The organism is Nostoc sp. PCC 9305 (genome assembly GCF_963920915.1).
Lineage (GTDB): Bacteria > Cyanobacteriota > Cyanobacteriia > Cyanobacteriales > Nostocaceae > Nostoc.
The window spans coordinates 1-17,887 of sequence record NZ_CAWUDN010000040.1; the positions used below are offsets into that span (position 1 = coordinate 1).

The window sequence follows — 17,887 nt, forward strand, 5'->3', positions numbered from 1 at the left end:
TAGCTTTGGCGGGGTGGGGTTCTTTCTTATTTTTGATTTATGCAAGAGGTCTAATGATTAGTTGTAAAAAGATAGTTTAAGTAAAAATACACAATGTTTTGAATGTTAGTACTTAATATTACAAGTTTTGTAAATAGTTTCTTAAACTGCCAGAAATAATCGCCAAGTTCCAATTTTTTGTAGCCAGAATCTAAGAAAATAAAAACTGCAATAGAGACTTAATGGATTAGCTGCAAAAACTTCTATGACTATTAATCGACGCCATTTCTTGTTTTTACTTACATCAGGTGCGGGTGCTTTTGCATTAGACGCTTGTGCATTGGCAGAGAAATCTCCTAATGGAAATACTGCAACTCCCAACGTAACAGCAAATACAACTCCAAATACAACAGGGGCTATCCAACTACCGCCTTTACCTTACGCCTACGAAGCACTGGAACCACATATCGATGCCAAAACGATGCAGTTTCACCACGATAAACACCACGCAACTTATGTGAAAAACCTGAATGCAGCCTTAGAAAAACATCCAGAACTCAAAGGTAAAACTGTTGAAGAACTGTTGCAAAAACTTGACAATGTACCACAAGATATTCGTAGAACAGTACGCAATAATGGCGGCGGTCATGTCAACCACTCAATGTTCTGGCAAATTATGAAGCCGAAAGGTGGGGGAGAACCTACAGGAAATATCGCCTCTGCAATTAATCAAAGTTTTGGCTCTTTTGCAGCCTTCAAAAAACAGTTTAATGAAGCTGGTGCTGGTCGTTTTGGTAGTGGTTGGGTTTGGCTAGTGCGTAGCAAGGGTGGCAAGTTGGAAGTGACAACTACAGCTAACCAAGATACTCCCTTAAGTGCAGGTAAATATCCCATCCTGGGTAATGACGTATGGGAACATGCATATTATCTCAATTACCAGAATCGCCGCGCTGATTATTTAGATGCTTGGTGGAACGTGGTTAATTGGGATGAGATTAACAAGCGGTTTGCAGTAGCAAGTAAATTTGCCTGAAACCAGACAATAATTTAGAGTTATGGGCGCTTAAAAACTGGCAACAGAAACAATATTCTGCTGCCAGTTTTTTAGATGCGATCGGGTAATCGCCATTCATTTTTTCAGAATGATTCGCTTGTATAGGACTATGATTTGATTTCTGACAAAGCTCACCCTAAACTCGAAAAGACTGATTCCATATTTCCTACTCCCTACTGCCTACCTATTACACTTCGCGCAGCAAGTAGATAATTTCAAAAATAAAATATTGATTCCTATAGCAAGCAAAGCCACTGCATTGCATATTTTTAATTAAAAATTAACTAAAATTTACCAAAAATATTTCTTGTTTATGTATATGTTTTAGGTAGAGTTCGATAAATTCTTTACTACTGTTTCTCATGAAAATTCGTAAAATTTTGCTTGGATTGACAATTGGTGTACTTTCTACAGTCAGCATTTTGGATATCTGGAACATTCAAAAAGTAAAGGCTGACTCTGTAATTGATACCAATTCCGATCTGTCAGTTTGTAGAAAATTTGTCGCTGGTACATACCTTACGACAATTAAAGATGCTAGTGGAAAGTTTGCTTCACGTGCGCTGATCGTTCTTACTGAAGAAGGCAACTTGATTACTAGTGACTCAAACCAAGGTGGTGTTACGGGTCAGTTTGATCCTTTTACCACTTCTCAGGGTACTTGGGCGTGTAATGGAAAGAAGGCGATTACAGGTCGGGCACTCAACTTTAGTCTTTCAAACAAGGGCGGTAGCGGTATTGCAAGAAATGATTATAGAGCGACTTTTAATCCAAGAACTCAAACGGTAGAAGGGACAATTGAGCTTCGTTTGTTTGCTCTACAAGGAAATCCACTACAAGGTAATGGACAAAATGGAGGTTCATTCTTCTTTACAGGTCAGCTTGTCACTGCTAGATAGGATGAGTTCATTAACTCAATAAGGATAAGGATAAAGGCGGCATTGTCTATGTCGCCTATTAGTGAAAATTGGCAAACAGTCTACACATATTTTCGCACTCCTCCTTACAAAGGTTTTTGAGAAGGTACACCTATAGGACGGGGAAAATTAGCTGGTGTGTTTGTTACCTTACGTACATAAAGGCAATGACGGATGCTATTACTTAGAGGAGTAGTAAATTCTTCAATTAATTCAATCACACCACCTAGCTGGTTAACAGCATTTTGCAAAGCTGTGGTTTCTTCCTCTGTCCAATTACCACGATAAATTATAGCTAAACCTCCCTGTTTGAGCAGTGGTAGAGTATATTCTGCACAGACAGAAACTGCCCCTACAGCACGGATCAATGCAATATCATAAGCTAGTCGATGCTGGGAGTGCTGACCGATTTCTTCAGCCCTACCAACAAGAGTTTTGGCATTGGTAAGGGCAAGTTCACTTAATATATTGTCGATAAAAGTAATTTTTTTCCGAGTGGAATCGAGAAGAGTAATTGGGCAATTAGGTATTGTAATTGTCACTGGAATACCTGGAAAACCTGCACCTGTACCAATATCGATGATAGTAGGGGAAGCAGGAGAGAAATTTGCTGATAACAGGGGTGCAATTCCTCGTAGAGAATCCCAGAGATGTTTTTCCCAAAACTCTTGGGGATCAACGATCCGAGTTAAATTTAGTTGGCGATTACCTTCTAGGATTAACTCATAAAGCTTTTGGAATTGCGCTTGCTGTTGGACAGTTGGTTGCCAATTAAGAGTTTGCTGCCAGATTTCTGCCATTTCAGGCAATAGGTTTGTCATTTGTCATTTGTCATTTATCATTTGTCATTTTTCATGGGGCATTGAGCATAGTTATTCTCCTTCTCTCCCTTCTCCCCCTGCTCCCCTGCTCCCCTGCTCCCCTGCTCTCCTCTCACACCGTTGGTAGAGGTTCTTTAACTTTGGATTCTAGTGACTTTGGGTCTACTGATTCTAGTTCGCCGTGATTGAGTGTCCAGCAACGGTCTGCGATCGCTAACAGATCCCCAGCATCGTGTGTCACAATTAACAATGTCCAATCTTGTTTGAGTTTCGCTAATAAATTTACCAGTTGCCGACGCATTGACCAATCTAAACCAGCTGTAGGTTCATCCAACAACAGTAAATTTGGCTGGCGAATTAATTGGACTGCCAAAGCTAAACGTCGTTGCTGACCACCACTCAAAGCATAGGGAGCAGCAGAAAGCGATAAATGCTCTAATCCCACTTCAGTAAGGGCCTGTCTGACTCGTTCTGACCCTAACTCAGGATGTCCTAAACGTAATTCTTCTAAAATTGAACCACCGCAAAAGTGCCGCTCTGGAAACTGAAATACTAACCCAGCTAATTGTTGTAGCTGTTCTGCTATAAGTTCTTGTTCCCGCCAGAAGAGAGCGCCAGTAGTGGGTTCGGCTAGTCCTGACAAAATTTCTAGTAAGGTACTTTTACCCGAACCACTCGGGCCAATAATCAGACCTAGCTGCTGGGGTGCTAATTCTAAATTGATCGATTTGAGAATCGCTGTTGGGCACGCTGTGGGATGATAATTTACATTTCGGAGATAAAGCATTTGTTAAGATTACCAAAAAGTCAGCAAATTACTAATTAGCTACACTGAGAGTATCTGCAAAATTCTAGAAAAAATTTACAGCGCATTACCTGGATTAACACCTTAATTTAGCAGCAAGAATTATCCACTTTTTCTCTATTGTGGCAGACTAAGCCTGAAATAATGGCTAGAGCAAGCCTGGAAACATGGAAAGATTACCAATATATAAGAAAATTTTAGTTGAAGCAAAGGCAAGTTGAAATTAACCATTTTTGCATTCTAAGTAACACATACAACTATTTCAACCGCAATTATTCTGAGGGTTAAAATGACTAAAAGGTTTTCTTTGCCTCAATTAGTAGTGTCTGCTAAACTCACTACCTTTGCTCAGACTGCTTTTGCCGCTGCGTTCGCCTTTGGCGTTGCCCCTTGGGCGATCGCACTTAATGTCTGGGTAAATCCTTCCCTGGCTGGCGATCCATTTCGCAAGAGCGAACCTCATCAAATTGGCGACCAAACAGAAGCAGCTTTTAAAGCAATTTTCCAACAGGGCAACTATCCAGCAGCAGATCGTTATCTGGAACAAGCAATATCCAAAGAGCCAAATGAACCTCTAGCTTATGCTATGAAGGCATCTTTAGCATACGGAAATAAGGATTGGGCTAAACTAGACACTTACAGTCAGAAAACTCTAGAAACAGGACAACAACTGATTCCTAGCGATCCATTGCGTGGTAATTTATACACTGCTGTTGGTCATTTTTTAGAAGGTGCAGTAGTTATCACCCGTGAGGGTACAGTCAACGGTGTGCCGCAAGCCTTTAGTCGGTTGCGACAAGTTTATGAATATTTAGACAAAGCCGAAGCAATTTCTGCCAACGATCCAGAACTGAATTTAATCAAGGGTTATATGGATTTATTATTGGCGGTTAATTTGCCTTTTGCTAGCCCAGATCAGGCAATTGGACGCTTAGAAAAAAATGCTGCTCCTGGGTATCTCGTGGATCGGGGTATTGCTCTTGCTTACCGAGATTTAAAACGGTATCCACAGGCACTAGAGTATGTCAACCGAGCGATCAAAACGACATCTGATAATCCAGAAATTTATTATCTTAAAGCCCAAATACTGAAACAACTGGGGCAAAAAGAAAAAAGCCAGCAGATAATCCAGGAAGCGATCGCTAATTTTGACAAAGCATTGACTAAAAAATCCCAACTTCCCGGCGATTTAGTCAAACAAATTGAGGGTGAACGCAACAGGGCTGCTAGCCTGAAGAATCCTTAACTGCTATTCTCCATTCCCCATTCCCCATTCCCCACTCCTTACTTTGATATGCTTATTTGCAGAAGAGTACTTGAGATATTAGACCAAAATGGAGATTCAGTTCCGCGAAATTAATCCTTTTGATATGTGGATTTGGCTGAAATTCAGCACAAACCCTTCTGCGCGTGAAAAGCAGTATGTAGAAGAAGTTTTCAATTCCTGGTTTTATCTGGGTAAATTGGGTGCATTTAATGCAGAGAATCTTCAGGTGCAGGACACTGGACTCGATATCAGCTACATGAATTATGATGAGCAAGGGTATGACAAAAGCTTGCTAGCACTGATGCACAACATTGGTGAGTTTGAGTATGAGGGACAGTGGGGACGTTGTTGGTTTGACTTAGGAACCAGTGATGCGATCGCATTGGATATTTTAATCAACGCCCTTACACAGCTAAGTCAGGAGTATGTCACCATTGAAGAATTGTACATCGGTGGTGAAAATCCAGATTGGCCTATTGAGGATAGCGAAAGTCGTCCTCAGTCTATCTATGATAATTAGTTATAAAAATGAGTAAAGCTGGCGAAATTCGGGTAATAGCCTTGGGGTTAATTCGGAATGGCGAACGCATATTTCTTTCTGAAGGCTACGATCCTGTAAAACAAGAAACATTTTATCGTGCTTTAGGCGGTGGTGTTGAATTTGGTGAAACCAGCCACGCCGCCTTAGAACGGGAGTTTCAAGAGGAAATTCAAGCAGACTTAACGAATATTAAATATCTCGGTTGTATAGAGAACCTGTTTATATTTAATGGTAGGCAAGGTCATGAAATTATTCAGCTTTATCAATGTGACTTTGTTGATTCTAAATTTTATCAACTGGAAAGTTTAGTTTTTTGCGAATCACCACATCATAAACATAGAGCATTATGGATAGATATCTCTCGCTTGAAATCTGGGGAATTCCGATTAGTACCTGAAGTATTTTTTGACTATTTATAAAGAATATGGAAGTTTACAAAGATTACTTAGCTGTTAATTATGTTACCGCACTCAGCAAAGACACAATCGTTAATTCTGCTTCAGATTTCGCCACCGTTCCCGCACAGTAAGCACTCATCTTTGAATCAAAATTGGGTATGCGATCGCATTGTGTCGCTACAACTGAGAAAGCAACTTGTTATACTCTGTGTGTGAACCAAGCCAAAACCAAATAACGGTATCTCCATCTAACTGTCCAACCGCTCGATAATTTTTGCTAATCCGTGCTGAATAAATTGGTAGTTCTGTTGAACTTTTTTGAAGCGCAAGCTTGGATGGCTCGGATCTTGTTTGAAGAGGCGGTATGCCTCACGCGTTTGCTCTTGAACTTGCTCAGGTAGATCGCTAAACCCTTGACGAAACTGAGCGGTTATATGTGACTTCACAATGTATCTGGATCTAACTCTTGGGTTTTACCTGCACGGTATTCAGCCATTGCCTCAGTTGCAAGTTTGGCAAGCATATTTGGAGAACGGGCAAAAGCTTCATCCCAACAGCGTTCATCTTCTAGTTCTGCCAAAATCATTGCCGCGATGCCTGCGGCGGGCTACGCCTACGCATCTTGTTCATTGGCAGGCAAGTTTTTTAGTTTGGCGATCGCTTCTTCAAGTAGCTCAGTCATAGCTGTTAATCGTTACGGAGTCATACTATAAATTATCTCTGCTTGCACTCTGTTGGGGTTTCCAGGGTGCGAAAAGCGCGAGTAAAGACTGTCTCCAACAAGTACGTACAGATTACCAATACGTTCATCTATATCTGAATCTGACAAGTTCAAGGGCTTTATATTGCCAGCCTGCGTAGATCGCGTTGGTTAGTCGATAAGCTAAACCACATCTAGTTTGCATATCTAAAATTTATATAACTCTTGTGGGGTGGGCATCTTGCCCGCCGTAATTATGCAATTTAAATGTGGAACAGCTTAACAGAGCTATTTGTTGCGCGATGAATGAGAGCAGCAAGTTGATTCTGAACACTGATTGATAAACTGTATTGTCCCTACCAACTCTCTGAAAGAGCTTTTTGTAAACTTTCATTTCTGCGATTGATTTAGGCATCCAATGACCGATATCAATAAGTCAGCATGATAAAACAAATGTATATTTACTTTTGTAAAAACTGTGGGATGACTAATTTATAAGCTGTTTTATGATTGTATCTTTCGTGAGATAAGTTAGTTTTTTAAAGCCGACTTGCTTATGTTTTAAATATATACAATCAAAATTTTTAAAAGTAATAAATGGTTGACTAGCCTCTTAATATGCTGTAAGTTGATGTCTTGTAAGCGAATCTGTGAAGTAAACAAGAAATCAACAAGCAAGACTCTCGATGTCACTAGAGTTTTGATGAGTTTTTTTGTAATTACAGTATTGACAATAAATAAAATATTTAAATTCGGAGAGTTGCGTTGACTACAGCATCTAAGTTTGCATTAAGTACTTGTTTGCTCCCCCTCACACTCAGTGCCACCCTCTTGCCAGCTATCATAGGCAAAGCCCAAAATCCTCCTCCACCGGAGGCTGGGAGTGGTCGAGTTGAGCGTGAAGCTGTTCGCACAAATAAGTATGTGGTAGTAGCTGCAAATCCACTAGCATCAGCAGCCGGACGTGATGTTCTACGTCGTGGAGGTAGTGCGATAGATGCTGCTATTGCAGTCCAAATGGTATTGACGTTAGTAGAGCCGCAATCTTCAGGTATTGGTGGTGGTGCTTTCCTTGTTTACTACGATGCCAAAACGAAAAAGTTGGTCACTTATGATGGTCGAGAAACTGCACCGGCTGCGGCTAAACCAGATCGCTTTCTTGATGCCAATGGCAAACCATTACAGTTTTATGATGCTGTTATCGGAGGTAAATCTGTAGGTGTGCCTGGGGTGTTACGAATGCTAGAGTTGGCACACAAAAAATATGGCAAGTTACCTTGGTCTCAACTGTTTCAAGGAGCTATCCAACTTTCTGAACAAGGTTTTCCACTTTCACCACGTTTGTACACTCTGCTAAGTAAGGATCTATATCTATCTCGCAACGAGCCAGCTAAGAGCTATTTCTATCAACCCGATGGTACACCCAAGCCAATTGGTACAAGATTGGTCAATCAGCCTTTGGCAGAGGTCTTGCGTCAGATTGCCAAAGGAGGCGCTAATGCCTTTTATCAAGGAAATATTGCTAAAGACGTAGTAGCTACAGTGAAGCAAGCTGCTGTACCAGGTGACTTAACTACCACCGATCTAGTGCAATATCAAGCTAAACTGCGAGAACCAGTTTGTGGCGCTTATCGAATTTACAAAGTTTGCGGCATGGGGCCTCCAAGCTCTGGTGGTTTAACCGTACTGCAAATTCTAGGTATTCTTCAACAATTTAATCTGCCAGCTTTAAAGCCAGCTTCTTTAGAAGCAGTCCATTTATTTTCGGAAGCTGGACGTTTAGCCTATGCTGACAGAAATTTATATATAGCTGACACAGATTTTGTCCCAGTACCAGTCAAAGAATTAATTAACCCTAATTACCTGAAGTTACGGGCAGCGAGAATCAATCCTGAACGTTCAATCGGTCAAGCCCAAGCAGGCAATCCATTGTTACAGCAAGCAAGTCGCTGGGGTAAAGATCAATCTAAGGATTTGCCATCTACTAGTCATGTTTCAATTGTCGATGCGGCAGGTAACGCTATTTCAATGACTACTAGCATTGAAGATGCCTTTGGTTCAAGATTAATGGTGCGAGGCTTCTTACTTAACAACCAACTGACAGATTTTTCTTTTTCGCCGATATCAGAAGGAAAGCCCGTTGCTAATCGCATAGAAGCTAAGAAACGCCCTAGAAGCTCAATGGCTCCCATGATGGTCTTTGATCGCAATGGCAAGCTGGTAATGGTAATTGGTTCAGCTGGTGGGCCGCAAATTATTAATTATGTCGCTAAGGCAATAGTAGGGCATCTCGACTGGGGATTGGACATTCAGCGATCGCTAGCTTTGCCAAATTTTGGTAGTCGTAATGGGCCAACTGAACTCGAAGCAGATACAGATGTTGCCAACCTGAAACCTGCTTTAGAAGCCAAGGGTCATACAGTCAGCGTTATCCAATTAACCAGTGGTTCCACCGGAATTGTACTAACTAATCAGGGGCTAGTTAGTGGTGCTGACCCACGTCGTGAAGGAGCGCCTTTGGGTGAGTAAAAGCTAGTGCCGCAAGGCGGAAGTCAAAAGTTAACACTGAGCGACTTGCCTTGAGCGCAGCCGTTGGCGCAGCCTCTCGTAGAGAAAGGAGTCGAAGTGTCAAAAGTCAAAAAGCTTGTGTTGTCAGCTTTTCCCTGATTGTGAATGGTATCTTTATTTACGCCGTGCTGTACTAAGTTGATTAGAACAATTAGTATAGCTAGTTTTGAGCAAGTACTTTGTCTTTTTGAAAATCAAATTTTCTTCAACAATTCTCTGGCATAAAACTATGAGATGGTTCTCAAAAATAGCATTTACAACTACTCTTAGTATTTTCAGCTTGCTAGGAAGTTCAGTTAAGCAAGTACAAGCTGCATCTCTGGACTACGCTTTTACACAATCAGGCTGGGAAGGGGGAGGTATCTTATCTGGTTCATTTTCAGGTGTGGATCATAATAATGATGGGTTGATTTACATCGGTGAGTTAAATACATTTGATTTGATATTTTCTGGTAACTCTAAAGTTCCTCAAGAAGAATGGTTGGGTGTATCTAGTTTAAGTTCTTTTGGATTTAACTCTAGTAATTCTAAATTAGCTTTCTCAACTTCTGAAAATTTAGATGAGTATACTGCTAATATTGTTGGTTTACCTTATCTAAATTATATTGGCAAGCCTTTTCTCAGCAACTATATTACCTCTTCTGAAATTCAACCACTTGTAGTTGCAAAATCTATTCCCGAACCTACCGTTGGATTTGCTAGTTTAGCTGCCTTGAGTTTTGGTCTATTACTTAAATTGGGCAAGTCCCGATGATACTCAACATCTGTTACTGTGCGATATATCGTCAGTATTTACGCAAAAATGGCCAAAAAGCTGAATTTATCGAACGCCTTCTCTGTGAAATGTTTCTAAAACGACGTGCTGCTTGTTTTCTGGTTTAATCCGCCTAAATCCGAGTCTTTTTGCTAGCTGTTTGAATTCCATGACTGGCAAAAGTTGATTTGCTGATACTGGTATAGTGTCATAGCGATCGCTCTCAATAGCAGAAGTAGTAGAGTTTGAGACAGTTATACAATAAAAGCAAAGACGTTGAGGTTGAACTAACCTAATGGGTGTACCTGAAACAAACCCAAAGATACCAATGCTTTCACCAAGCTTATACGAAACTGATTTTTACGCTTGGACACAGGAACAAGTAACTTTACTTCGCAATGAGCAGTGGAGTCAGATTGATCTGCAAAATCTGATTGAGGAGATTCAATCTTTGGGTAAACAGCAACGTCAAGAACTACGAAACCGTCTTAGTGTGTTGATTGGACATTTACTAAAATGGCAGTACCAGTCAGGGCGTCGTAGCCGTAGCTGGTTAGCAACACTTCGTATTCAACGCTTAGATATTGCTGAACTGCTCGAAGACAATCCCAGCCTAAAGCCCTACCTTGAAGAAGCACTTCGCAAAGCCTACCTTAAAGGTGTCGAATTGGCTGTTGGAGAAACAGATTTGCCCAAGCGGACTTTTCCAGTAGAGTGTCCTTACAGTTTGGTAGAGATTGTGGACAATGATTTCTACCCTGGTGAACCAAGCAAGTTACTAGATGAATCAGAGCAGTAATTTGAAATTAAAGTAAATCTTCTTCAGATAGCTGGGCTATTTTCATCAAGGCTTTCAAGGTTCCAACTTTCAAATCTTGATTGCGGTGAACAGGAATTGACAGAATTTTTTCTACTTCGGGGTTTTCATAAATATAATGACTGCCAGTAATTCTTTGCAAAACCCAACCTTTTTGCTCCACAATCTTAGAAAGTTGCTTACCAGAAATTGATTTCATACAGCAATTTCGACAACTTGATCTGTTGACTCAATTGCATTACGACTGTTAGCAATTTCAAGCCAACCTTCAATAGCATCTTTTAAATTAGCCATTACTTCTTCTATGGTGTCTCCTTCGGTAATACAACCGGGAAGCGCGGGAACCTCTGCCCAATAGCCGCCTTCTTCTGCTGGATGAATGATTGCTCTGATTTTCATAAACTTGTTGAGCTAGTTTGTGAGAATATTCTAACGACGATACCTGTTTGCTCTTAACTGTGGCTACTCAAATTAATGTTTTCCACTCCAACAGAGTATTATAGATTGTTACACTATGCTAACTGACTGCCTATAGTTCTCTTTAAAGTTCAAGTATGTCCAGCAGATTATAGTCATTTATTCTCGCTTTTTTTAAATCTAAATATTCTTGATATGTTTTGAGATTGTGTTGCTCAACATCTCTAACAAATCCTTTTTTCTCGCTGTTAATTTTTTTCATCAAAGTTATCGATCCAGCACTGAGGCAGAAATCAATCTCTCCAATTTGAGCAACTTTTTCAGACAGCCCACCTTTACGGTTTACCTGCTTTAATTTCCCGCTTTTAGAAAGATTATTTAACTTCAGAGATAAAGTCTCTTCTTCTTCCCCCAAAAAATATTCACAATAATGATAAATTCTAAATCCATAATTTGCTAGGTCTACAGATGAATCTTCTAAATTATTATGTTGTTTGATCCTCTGAATGCATTCATCAAGTAAGTCTGCCATACGATCGCAAACAAACTGACATATATCTACATACTCAAGTCGATTTTTTGGAAAGTAGTCAATCTGAGAACGAAAAGAAACTGCTGAACCAGATATTCGATATCCCCAAACTACAACTTCTCCCTCATCCTCCCAAGAATCAGGACGCTTAATTTGATTTCCGTACATATCCGTGCTATCAAAAATACCCTCAATACCAAGGTATGTTGGGCCAATGTAAAATTTTTCTTTTTTCATCGTTGATTGTCCGCGCTATAGAACTTAGATGCCTAATCTTTCACAGGCAAAACTAAACTCACCACCGAAATTACACAGATAACAGTGATGTCTATGACTAACTATGCCTACGCACTTTGCATTTTTTACTCAAAACATCGCAGTGTTGATTGGCTGTTAACGTGTGTAGGGTTGTGCCATAACAAGACCGGGAACAACACGGTAATGTTTCACATTGAATGTACAAAGTGTTGCACCTTTCCCAACAGCACAAGAAGCTATTAGCGCATCTAACAACCCTAAACTGTGAGATAAATGGTAGGTCGTAAAGTCAGACAAGGCGCGAGTCAAGTCAGCCTCAGTAGCCCAGACTACAGGTAGCGGCGCAACCAGTTTTAAAGCATTACTCAATTGTTGTTTGTTTTGAGAATCCTGAATCAGTTCCATGACTACAAAGCCGGGCACACTGGGCAACTCTGATAAACTGGCAAACCAAGTTATTGCAGGAGCATGGCCTCGTTGAATATCAATCAAAACGTCGGTATCTAGCAAATACATCAACTTTACCTATTCTCGCTCACGGGTTTGGGCCTCTTGGCGTAACTTGCGAGCGTATGCTTGACTATCTGTAATATCAGGTCGTGAGTTTATCACACCTTCGCTCTGCCAATAAGCAACGAGTTCGGCTCCTGTCTTGGGAGGATTTGCTAAAACCTGTCTCACAGAAAGAATCCGAAGAATGTATTCAGAAATAGGAAGGTTTAGCCGAGAAGCTTCAGTAGAAAGCTCGTTTTCTAGCTCTGGTGGCAAATCAAGATTAATACTCACTCTGGTTATCCTCTGTAGGTTTGGTTATTAATTGATAGAAACTTGAGCAAAACTTATCAAACACCAACCGCCTCTGGAATCGCACCTTGCATTCTCCCAAAAGCATCAATCAAATTCTGCAATTGTTGATCCGCCTTAAAAACTCCTAACCCGCGCACCGTCACCTTACCAGGAGAATACACAAAGCGCGTCTTGAGATTGTCTGGTAAATTCGCCGCCAATAAATTCCAAGCGGGTTCCTCCATCGGCGTTTCTAAAACAACGTGCTGCTTTTGTTCTGGCTTAATGCGGCTAAATCCGAGTTTTTTCGCTAGCTGTTTGAGTTCCATGACTCGCAAAAGTTGATTTGCGGGGACTGGTAAAGTACCATAGCGATCGCTCCACTCGGCTGCAATCTGTTTTAATTCTGATTTAGATTTAGCTGTCGCCACCGCCCGATAAGCACTCATCTTTTGATCCAAATCGGTGATATAATCTGCCGGAATAAACGCCGTCAGGTTAAGGTCAATCTGGGTATCCTCCACTTTCGGAATTTCTTGTCCTCGGATTTCCCGAATTGCTTCTTCTAGCATTTCCATGTATAAATCAAAACCGATGGCATCCATTTGACCGGATTGTTCTGCACCTAGTAAGTTACCCACACCTCTGATTTCCATGTCGCGCATCGCTAGTTGATACCCAGAACCTAACTGAGTAAATTCCTGAATCGCTCGTAAACGTTGTCGAGCCGCATCAGATAATGCCCGTTGCTTCGGATAAAATAACCAAGCGTGAGCTTGGATACCTGCACGCCCCACACGACCGCGTAATTGATACAGCTGTGCCAATCCAAAGCGGTGAGCATCTTCAATCAAAATGGTGTTGACTCGTGGAATATCTAAGCCAGATTCAATAATTGTTGTACAAACAAGGATGTCTGCATCGCCATTACTGAAAGTGAGCATGGTTGATTCTAACTCGCTTTCATCCATTTGACCGTGAGCGATCGCAAACCTAGCTCCTGGTATCACCTCTCGTAAATTGGCTGTTGTTTCTTCAATTCCATCTACCCGTGGAACTACATAAAATACCTGCCCGCCTCTGTCTAATTCTTGACGAATTGCAGTGCGGATACTTTCGGAATTAATTGGTGAAAGATGGGTTTTAATCGGTCGTCTCGTTGGAGGTGGCGTGGTAATCAAACTCATTTCCCGAATCCCCGACAAAGACATATACAAAGTTCGAGGAATGGGAGTGGCGGAGAGGGTAAGCACGTCCACTTGAGTTTTCAAGCTTTTAATTTTTTCTTTCTGGTTTACCCCAAACCTCTGTTCTTCATCTACTACCAACAGTCCTAAATCGCGGAATGTCACGGACTTACCTAAAAGTTGGTGCGTACCAACCACTACATCTAATTCACCCGTTGCTAATCGCTTTTGAATATCGCGGCGTTCTTCAGCAGACCGAAAACGGTTGAGCAAACCGACATTTACGGGATACGGTGCAAAACGTTCTTTGAGTGTATGGTAATGCTGCTGTGTTAAAATAGTCGTTGGCGCAAGGAGTGCCACTTGTTTACCGGCGGTGACTGCTTTAAAAACAGCACGAATCGCCACTTCCGTCTTTCCAAAACCGACATCGCCACAAACTAAGCGATCCATTGGGCGATCGCTCTCCATGTCGCGTTTTACATCTTGAACAGCTTTAAGCTGATCCGTCGTGGGTTGGTAGGGGAAAGAATCTTCTAATTCTTCCTGCCAAGGCATATCACCAGGGAAGCTAAAACCTTGTTGTTGCGATCGCGCTGCATACAGTTTCAACAAGTCCACTGCCAATTTTTTAATCGCTTTACGGACTTTATTCTTGGTATTTTCCCAAGCTTTACCGGTCATTCTGTTAAGTTCCGGTGCTTTATCACCTCCAGCGCGGAACCGCGATAAAGCCCCTACTTGATCGGCTGCGACTCTGAGTAACCCATCAGCATATTGCACCACCAAATAATCACGGGTTTCGTCATTAATCGTCAAACTTTCCAGCTTGACAAATTTGCCAACACCATGATTTCTGTGAACTACATAATCGCCCGGACGCAGTTTATTGGGATCGACTTGTTTAGAAGTAGCTTTGTGGCGCTTGCGGATATAGCCCGGAGTCGCCAAAGAATGCTGTCCAAAAAATTCCCGATCTGTAACGATTACTATTCGGTACGTAGGCAGGATAAAACCTTCTAATTCCGCCAGACCAGAATATTTTAGAGCTATAGGAATATGGTTAATTTGCAGCTTATCTATCGCTTGGTAGTCGCGGGGATTCGGGATAAACTGAGCCGGACAATCATGTTCTTGCAACAGCGAGACAGAACGGGAAGGTTGAGCAGAAAGCAGCCAAATCGAGAAATTGCGATCGCGTTCTTGGCGGATAGTTTCAGCTAGTTTAGCAAACTGGTGTGGCGTGGCTGGAACAGGACGGCTAGCAAGATTGATCCCACTATTTTCCTCTGACAGTTCCGATAAATATAATGTTTTAAACTTGGCAACATCAAGCAGACAGTCATCAAACGAACGGTGGATTTTCGGCAATCTTAGAGGAGTAGATTCTTCCCCATGCGCCATTCCCCATTGTTCTTGGGCATTTTCTACCCAGCGATCACTATGAGCATGACACTGTTCTGGCTCATCAATGGCAATCAAGGTATTTTCTGCTAAGTAGTTTAGCAGAGATGCTGGTTGCTCGAATGCCAACCCCAAAAAGCGACGGCTACCCTCCAACATTGATGAGTTCGCAGTGCTAAGTTCTGAGTCAGAATTTAACTCATCACTCATAACTCCTAACTCAGCACTATTTTTCAGTGCAGCCATCACGATGGGAGTAAAGCTAGTAGGGGTAAGAATTAACTGGTCAACTTTGTCGAGTGCGGAACGTTGGGTTGCTGGGTCAAATTCCCGCATTTGCTCGATTTCATCACCAAACCATTCCAACCTGACTGGAAATTCCGAAGAAACCGGGAACACATCAACAATATCGCCCCGCCGACTCCATTGCCCTTCCATTTCCACCAAAGGAACTCTTTCGTACCCCAAAATAGTTATTTTCTCACTGAAGCTATTCAGGTCTAATTCCATCCCTTTTTTCAGAGTAAGACAGAATTGCCCAAAAACTTCTGGTGGAGGCAAATGAGGTTGCAGCGCCCCTTGAGTAGCCACAATCGCCATATTTGTCATTTGTCTTTGGTTTGTTTCTAATGACAAATGACTAATGACTAATGACTCTTGATTTTTGAGTAAATCTGCCAAAACCTGCATTTGCCCCCAACTCATTTCAGTTTCCGGGTCAAAAGGTTCGTAGGGAGAAGCCTCGGAGGTGGGGTAAAAATGTACTGTTTGCCATCCCATTGCCTCCAGTTGTGCGTAAACGCGTCCAGCTTCTTCTAGGGTGGCGCAAACCACAAACAAATCCTTGCCCTGAGACTGCGCTAATGCCGAAGCCACTAGAGTCTTGGGCAGCCTGGGAACGCCATTTAACCGCAATTCTTGTTGTCGATTCAGCTTAGAAATAAATTCAGTGGTGAGCGGCGATCGGCCTAAGGCACGCACAATAGAAGAAAATGACATAAGTACTACTAGCGATGGGAGTCTTTGTGGGTCAGCAAATCTTGAGGCAGTTTATGTCAACTATTTTAAAAGTGTTAACAGCTTTCTTATTCTTTCGGTGGAAGAATAATGCACAGTGACTAATAAACTTCAGAACTATAACTACTACTTTGTGTATAGTCAAAGTATTTATCGAAGCACCTTTAATACTAGATACTAAGGATTGAGCTACGTTTGCTCTGATAAGCGGCAATTTTAAACATGTCCTCCATCACTTTTGAAATTTTAATCATTTTGGTGCTAATTATTGCCAATGGCGTGTTTTCTATGTCTGAGATGGCGATTGTCTCGGCACGGAAAGTTAGGCTACAGCAGCTTGCCAATCAAGGAGATGCCAAGGCGATGGCAGCATTGAAATTAGCGGAGTCTCCAAATCATTTCCTGTCAACTGTTCAAGTGGGTATTTCCTTGATCGGTATCCTAACTGGTGCTTTTGGAGGAGCAACAATTGCCAACCGACTGGCAGTCTATGTGCGACTTGTACCTTTGTTAGCACCTTATAGCGAACCGATATCTTTTGGAATAGTGGTTTTGCTCATTACCTATTTCTCACTGATTGTTGGCGAATTAGTACCAAAGCGTCTGGCATTAAACAACCCAGAAAGAATTGCATCGAATGTAGCTATTCCAATGCGTGCCTTATCGGCGATCGCTTCGCCAATGGTATATTTATTAAGTGCTTCTACTGATTTGATCCTGCGAGTGCTGGGAATTACAGCTTCTACTGAGCCGCAAGTCACCGAAGAAGAAATTAAAATCTTAATTGAGCAAGGCACTGAGGCGGGAACCTTTGAGGAAGCTGAACAGGATATGGTGGAGCGAGTCTTTCGTTTAGGCGATCGCCCTGTCAGCTACTTGATGACACCCCGTCCCGATATTGTTTGGCTAGACTTAGATGACAGTGCCGAAGAAAATCGCCAAAAAATGGTTGATAGTGCTTATTCTCGGTATCCAGTTTGTCAGGGGGGACTTGACAATGTGCTGGGTGTTATCCCTGTCACCGACTTATTAGCCAGGAGTTTCCGAGGGGAACCACTGGATTTAACAATCGGATTGCGACAGCCTGTATTTGTGCCAGAAAGCACCCGTGGCTTGAAAGTTTTGGAGTTGTTCAAGCAAACCATCACTCACATGGCGTTAGTAGTGGATGAATATGGCGTAATTCAAGGATTAGTTACCCTCAACGACATCATGAGTGAAATCGTGGGTGATGTTCCTTCAACGGATGGACAGGATCAACCACAAGCTGTACAACGCGAAGATGGTTCCTGGCTTTTGGATGGGATGTTACCTGTAGAGGAGTTTTTGGAACTTTTTGGTATGGAAGAGTGGGAATCTGAGGAACGGGGCAGTTATCAAACTTTAGGCGGTTTTGTGATTACCCATTTAGGTCGTATTCCTGCCGCAGCAGATCATTTTGAATGGCAAAGTATGCGCATTGAAGTGATGGATATGGATGGTAATCGCGTTGATAAGGTGCTAGTCGTACCGAAGGCAGTTAAATCAGCAGATATGAAAAAATCTGAGTAGTAAAAGGAGGCAAAGGAGGAATTATTCAAAAAGTCACTCCCTTGTCTCTTCCCAATCCCTTTAAGGGACTTCCAGGAAATAAATTATCCACGAACAAACGAACCACAGAGGCAC

At 41.8% G+C, this 17,887-nt stretch carries 18 protein-coding genes and 2 pseudogenes; 9 read left to right on the top strand and 11 right to left on the bottom strand.

The annotated features are described in order from the left end of the window. Positions 1 to 244 precede the first annotated feature (244 nt). Positions 245 to 1,012: a superoxide dismutase gene (locus ACM0OX_RS16630; RefSeq protein WP_414516223.1), complete on the top strand. Its 768-nt coding sequence runs from the start codon at positions 245 to 247 to the stop codon at positions 1,010 to 1,012. Positions 1,013 to 1,395: 383 nt separating this feature from the next. Next, entirely contained in the window at positions 1,396 to 1,932 is a 537-nt protein-coding gene (locus tag ACM0OX_RS16635; protein WP_414516224.1) for a hypothetical protein, read from the top strand. Positions 1,933 to 2,036: 104 nt separating this feature from the next. Here ACM0OX_RS16635 and rsmG read toward each other — a convergent pair whose 3' ends face one another. Further along, positions 2,037 to 2,771, bottom strand: a complete 735-nt coding sequence (gene rsmG / locus ACM0OX_RS16640) for a 16S rRNA (guanine(527)-N(7))-methyltransferase RsmG (RefSeq protein WP_414516225.1) — start codon at positions 2,769 to 2,771, stop codon at positions 2,037 to 2,039. Between the two features lie 112 nt (positions 2,772 to 2,883). Continuing rightward, a complete protein-coding gene (locus ACM0OX_RS16645; protein WP_414516226.1) occupies positions 2,884 to 3,558 on the bottom strand; it encodes an ABC transporter ATP-binding protein in 675 nt (224 codons plus the stop codon). 307 nt (positions 3,559 to 3,865) lie between these two features. On the opposite strand from ACM0OX_RS16645, the gene ACM0OX_RS16650 reads away from it, so the two are divergent. The 3 genes from ACM0OX_RS16650 to ACM0OX_RS16660 all read left to right on the top strand — a co-directional run bounded on the left by ACM0OX_RS16650 (position 3,866) and on the right by ACM0OX_RS16660 (position 5,803). Further along, positions 3,866 to 4,822, top strand: a complete 957-nt coding sequence (locus tag ACM0OX_RS16650; RefSeq protein ID WP_414516227.1) for a Sll0314/Alr1548 family TPR repeat-containing protein — start codon at positions 3,866 to 3,868, stop codon at positions 4,820 to 4,822. Between the two features lie 88 nt (positions 4,823 to 4,910). After that, on the top strand, positions 4,911 to 5,363 hold the full coding sequence (locus ACM0OX_RS16655; protein ID WP_069070833.1) for a DUF3531 family protein: 453 nt from the start codon (positions 4,911 to 4,913) through the stop codon (positions 5,361 to 5,363). Positions 5,364 to 5,371: 8 nt separating this feature from the next. Next, on the top strand, positions 5,372 to 5,803 hold the full coding sequence (locus ACM0OX_RS16660; protein WP_414516228.1) for an NUDIX hydrolase: 432 nt from the start codon (positions 5,372 to 5,374) through the stop codon (positions 5,801 to 5,803). Positions 5,804 to 6,030: 227 nt separating this feature from the next. On the opposite strand, the gene ACM0OX_RS16665 is transcribed toward ACM0OX_RS16660, so the two are convergent. After that, on the bottom strand, positions 6,031 to 6,228 hold the full coding sequence (locus tag ACM0OX_RS16665; protein WP_414516229.1) for a hypothetical protein: 198 nt from the start codon (positions 6,226 to 6,228) through the stop codon (positions 6,031 to 6,033). After that, positions 6,225 to 6,464, bottom strand: a pseudogene (locus ACM0OX_RS16670) (hypothetical protein). Before ACM0OX_RS16670 ends, ACM0OX_RS16665 begins: the two are co-directional and overlap by 4 nt. A gap of 783 nt (positions 6,465 to 7,247) precedes the next feature. Here ACM0OX_RS16670 and ggt point away from each other — a divergent pair. Both ggt and ACM0OX_RS16680 read left to right on the top strand, forming a co-directional pair. Then, entirely contained in the window at positions 7,248 to 9,011 is a 1,764-nt protein-coding gene (ggt, locus tag ACM0OX_RS16675) for a gamma-glutamyltransferase (RefSeq protein WP_414516230.1), read from the top strand. A gap of 268 nt (positions 9,012 to 9,279) precedes the next feature. Further along, entirely contained in the window at positions 9,280 to 9,804 is a 525-nt protein-coding gene (locus ACM0OX_RS16680) for a hypothetical protein (protein ID WP_414516231.1), read from the top strand. Between the two features lie 90 nt (positions 9,805 to 9,894). On the opposite strand, the pseudogene ACM0OX_RS16685 reads toward ACM0OX_RS16680, so the two are convergent. Beyond that, positions 9,895 to 10,026 (bottom strand): annotated as a pseudogene (locus tag ACM0OX_RS16685) (TRCF domain-containing protein); the annotation flags it as partial. 106 nt (positions 10,027 to 10,132) lie between these two features. Here ACM0OX_RS16685 and ACM0OX_RS16690 point away from each other — a divergent pair. Continuing rightward, positions 10,133 to 10,603 carry a DUF29 domain-containing protein gene (locus ACM0OX_RS16690; RefSeq protein ID WP_414516232.1) on the top strand — a complete coding sequence of 157 codons (471 nt, stop codon included), beginning with the start codon at positions 10,133 to 10,135 and terminating at the stop codon, positions 10,601 to 10,603. A 7-nt stretch (positions 10,604 to 10,610) separates the two neighbouring features. Here ACM0OX_RS16690 and ACM0OX_RS16695 read toward each other — a convergent pair whose 3' ends face one another. From ACM0OX_RS16695 to mfd, 6 genes are all read right to left on the bottom strand, one after another. After that, positions 10,611 to 10,820 (bottom strand): type II toxin-antitoxin system HicA family toxin, encoded by a 210-nt coding sequence (locus ACM0OX_RS16695; RefSeq protein ID WP_414516233.1) that lies wholly within the window; start codon positions 10,818 to 10,820, stop codon positions 10,611 to 10,613. Then, positions 10,817 to 11,020, bottom strand: a complete 204-nt coding sequence (locus ACM0OX_RS16700) for a type II toxin-antitoxin system HicB family antitoxin (RefSeq protein ID WP_414516234.1) — start codon at positions 11,018 to 11,020, stop codon at positions 10,817 to 10,819. The genes ACM0OX_RS16695 and ACM0OX_RS16700 overlap by 4 nt, the downstream gene beginning before the upstream one ends. 142 nt (positions 11,021 to 11,162) lie before the next feature. Beyond that, the gene (locus ACM0OX_RS16705) at positions 11,163 to 11,807 is read right to left on the bottom strand and encodes a hypothetical protein (RefSeq protein WP_414516235.1); all 645 of its coding nucleotides are present in this window, start codon (positions 11,805 to 11,807) and stop codon (positions 11,163 to 11,165) included. A gap of 156 nt (positions 11,808 to 11,963) precedes the next feature. Next, a complete protein-coding gene (locus ACM0OX_RS16710; RefSeq protein ID WP_414516236.1) occupies positions 11,964 to 12,344 on the bottom strand; it encodes a PIN domain-containing protein in 381 nt (126 codons plus the stop codon). A 9-nt stretch (positions 12,345 to 12,353) separates the two neighbouring features. Next, positions 12,354 to 12,614: a hypothetical protein gene (locus ACM0OX_RS16715; RefSeq protein ID WP_414516237.1), complete on the bottom strand. Its 261-nt coding sequence runs from the start codon at positions 12,612 to 12,614 to the stop codon at positions 12,354 to 12,356. Positions 12,615 to 12,670: 56 nt separating this feature from the next. Then, a complete protein-coding gene (gene mfd / locus ACM0OX_RS16720) occupies positions 12,671 to 16,204 on the bottom strand; it encodes a transcription-repair coupling factor (RefSeq protein ID WP_414516238.1) in 3,534 nt (1,177 codons plus the stop codon). A gap of 240 nt (positions 16,205 to 16,444) precedes the next feature. Here mfd and ACM0OX_RS16725 point away from each other — a divergent pair, with 240 nt between their 5' ends. Further along, complete coding sequence (locus tag ACM0OX_RS16725; protein WP_414516239.1) at positions 16,445 to 17,773, top strand: hemolysin family protein; 1,329 nt, start codon at positions 16,445 to 16,447, stop codon at positions 17,771 to 17,773. Positions 17,774 to 17,887: the final 114 nt, after the last annotated feature.

Coding starts and splice junctions, on each gene's coding strand:
- ACM0OX_RS16630 (WP_414516223.1), top strand. CDS start 245: ATGACTATTAATCGACGCCATTTCTTGTTTTTACTTACATCAGGTGCG.
- ACM0OX_RS16635 (WP_414516224.1), top strand. CDS start 1,396: ATGAAAATTCGTAAAATTTTGCTTGGATTGACAATTGGTGTACTTTCT.
- rsmG (WP_414516225.1), bottom strand. CDS start 2,771: ATGACAAACCTATTGCCTGAAATGGCAGAAATCTGGCAGCAAACTCTT.
- ACM0OX_RS16645 (WP_414516226.1), bottom strand. CDS start 3,558: ATGCTTTATCTCCGAAATGTAAATTATCATCCCACAGCGTGCCCAACA.
- ACM0OX_RS16650 (WP_414516227.1), top strand. CDS start 3,866: ATGACTAAAAGGTTTTCTTTGCCTCAATTAGTAGTGTCTGCTAAACTC.
- ACM0OX_RS16655 (WP_069070833.1), top strand. CDS start 4,911: ATGGAGATTCAGTTCCGCGAAATTAATCCTTTTGATATGTGGATTTGG.
- ACM0OX_RS16660 (WP_414516228.1), top strand. CDS start 5,372: ATGAGTAAAGCTGGCGAAATTCGGGTAATAGCCTTGGGGTTAATTCGG.
- ACM0OX_RS16680 (WP_414516231.1), top strand. CDS start 9,280: ATGAGATGGTTCTCAAAAATAGCATTTACAACTACTCTTAGTATTTTC.
- ACM0OX_RS16690 (WP_414516232.1), top strand. CDS start 10,133: ATGCTTTCACCAAGCTTATACGAAACTGATTTTTACGCTTGGACACAG.
- ACM0OX_RS16695 (WP_414516233.1), bottom strand. CDS start 10,820: ATGAAATCAATTTCTGGTAAGCAACTTTCTAAGATTGTGGAGCAAAAA.
- ACM0OX_RS16700 (WP_414516234.1), bottom strand. CDS start 11,020: ATGAAAATCAGAGCAATCATTCATCCAGCAGAAGAAGGCGGCTATTGG.
- ACM0OX_RS16705 (WP_414516235.1), bottom strand. CDS start 11,807: ATGAAAAAAGAAAAATTTTACATTGGCCCAACATACCTTGGTATTGAG.
- ACM0OX_RS16710 (WP_414516236.1), bottom strand. CDS start 12,344: ATGTATTTGCTAGATACCGACGTTTTGATTGATATTCAACGAGGCCAT.
- mfd (WP_414516238.1), bottom strand. CDS start 16,204: ATGTCATTTTCTTCTATTGTGCGTGCCTTAGGCCGATCGCCGCTCACC.
- ACM0OX_RS16725 (WP_414516239.1), top strand. CDS start 16,445: ATGTCCTCCATCACTTTTGAAATTTTAATCATTTTGGTGCTAATTATT.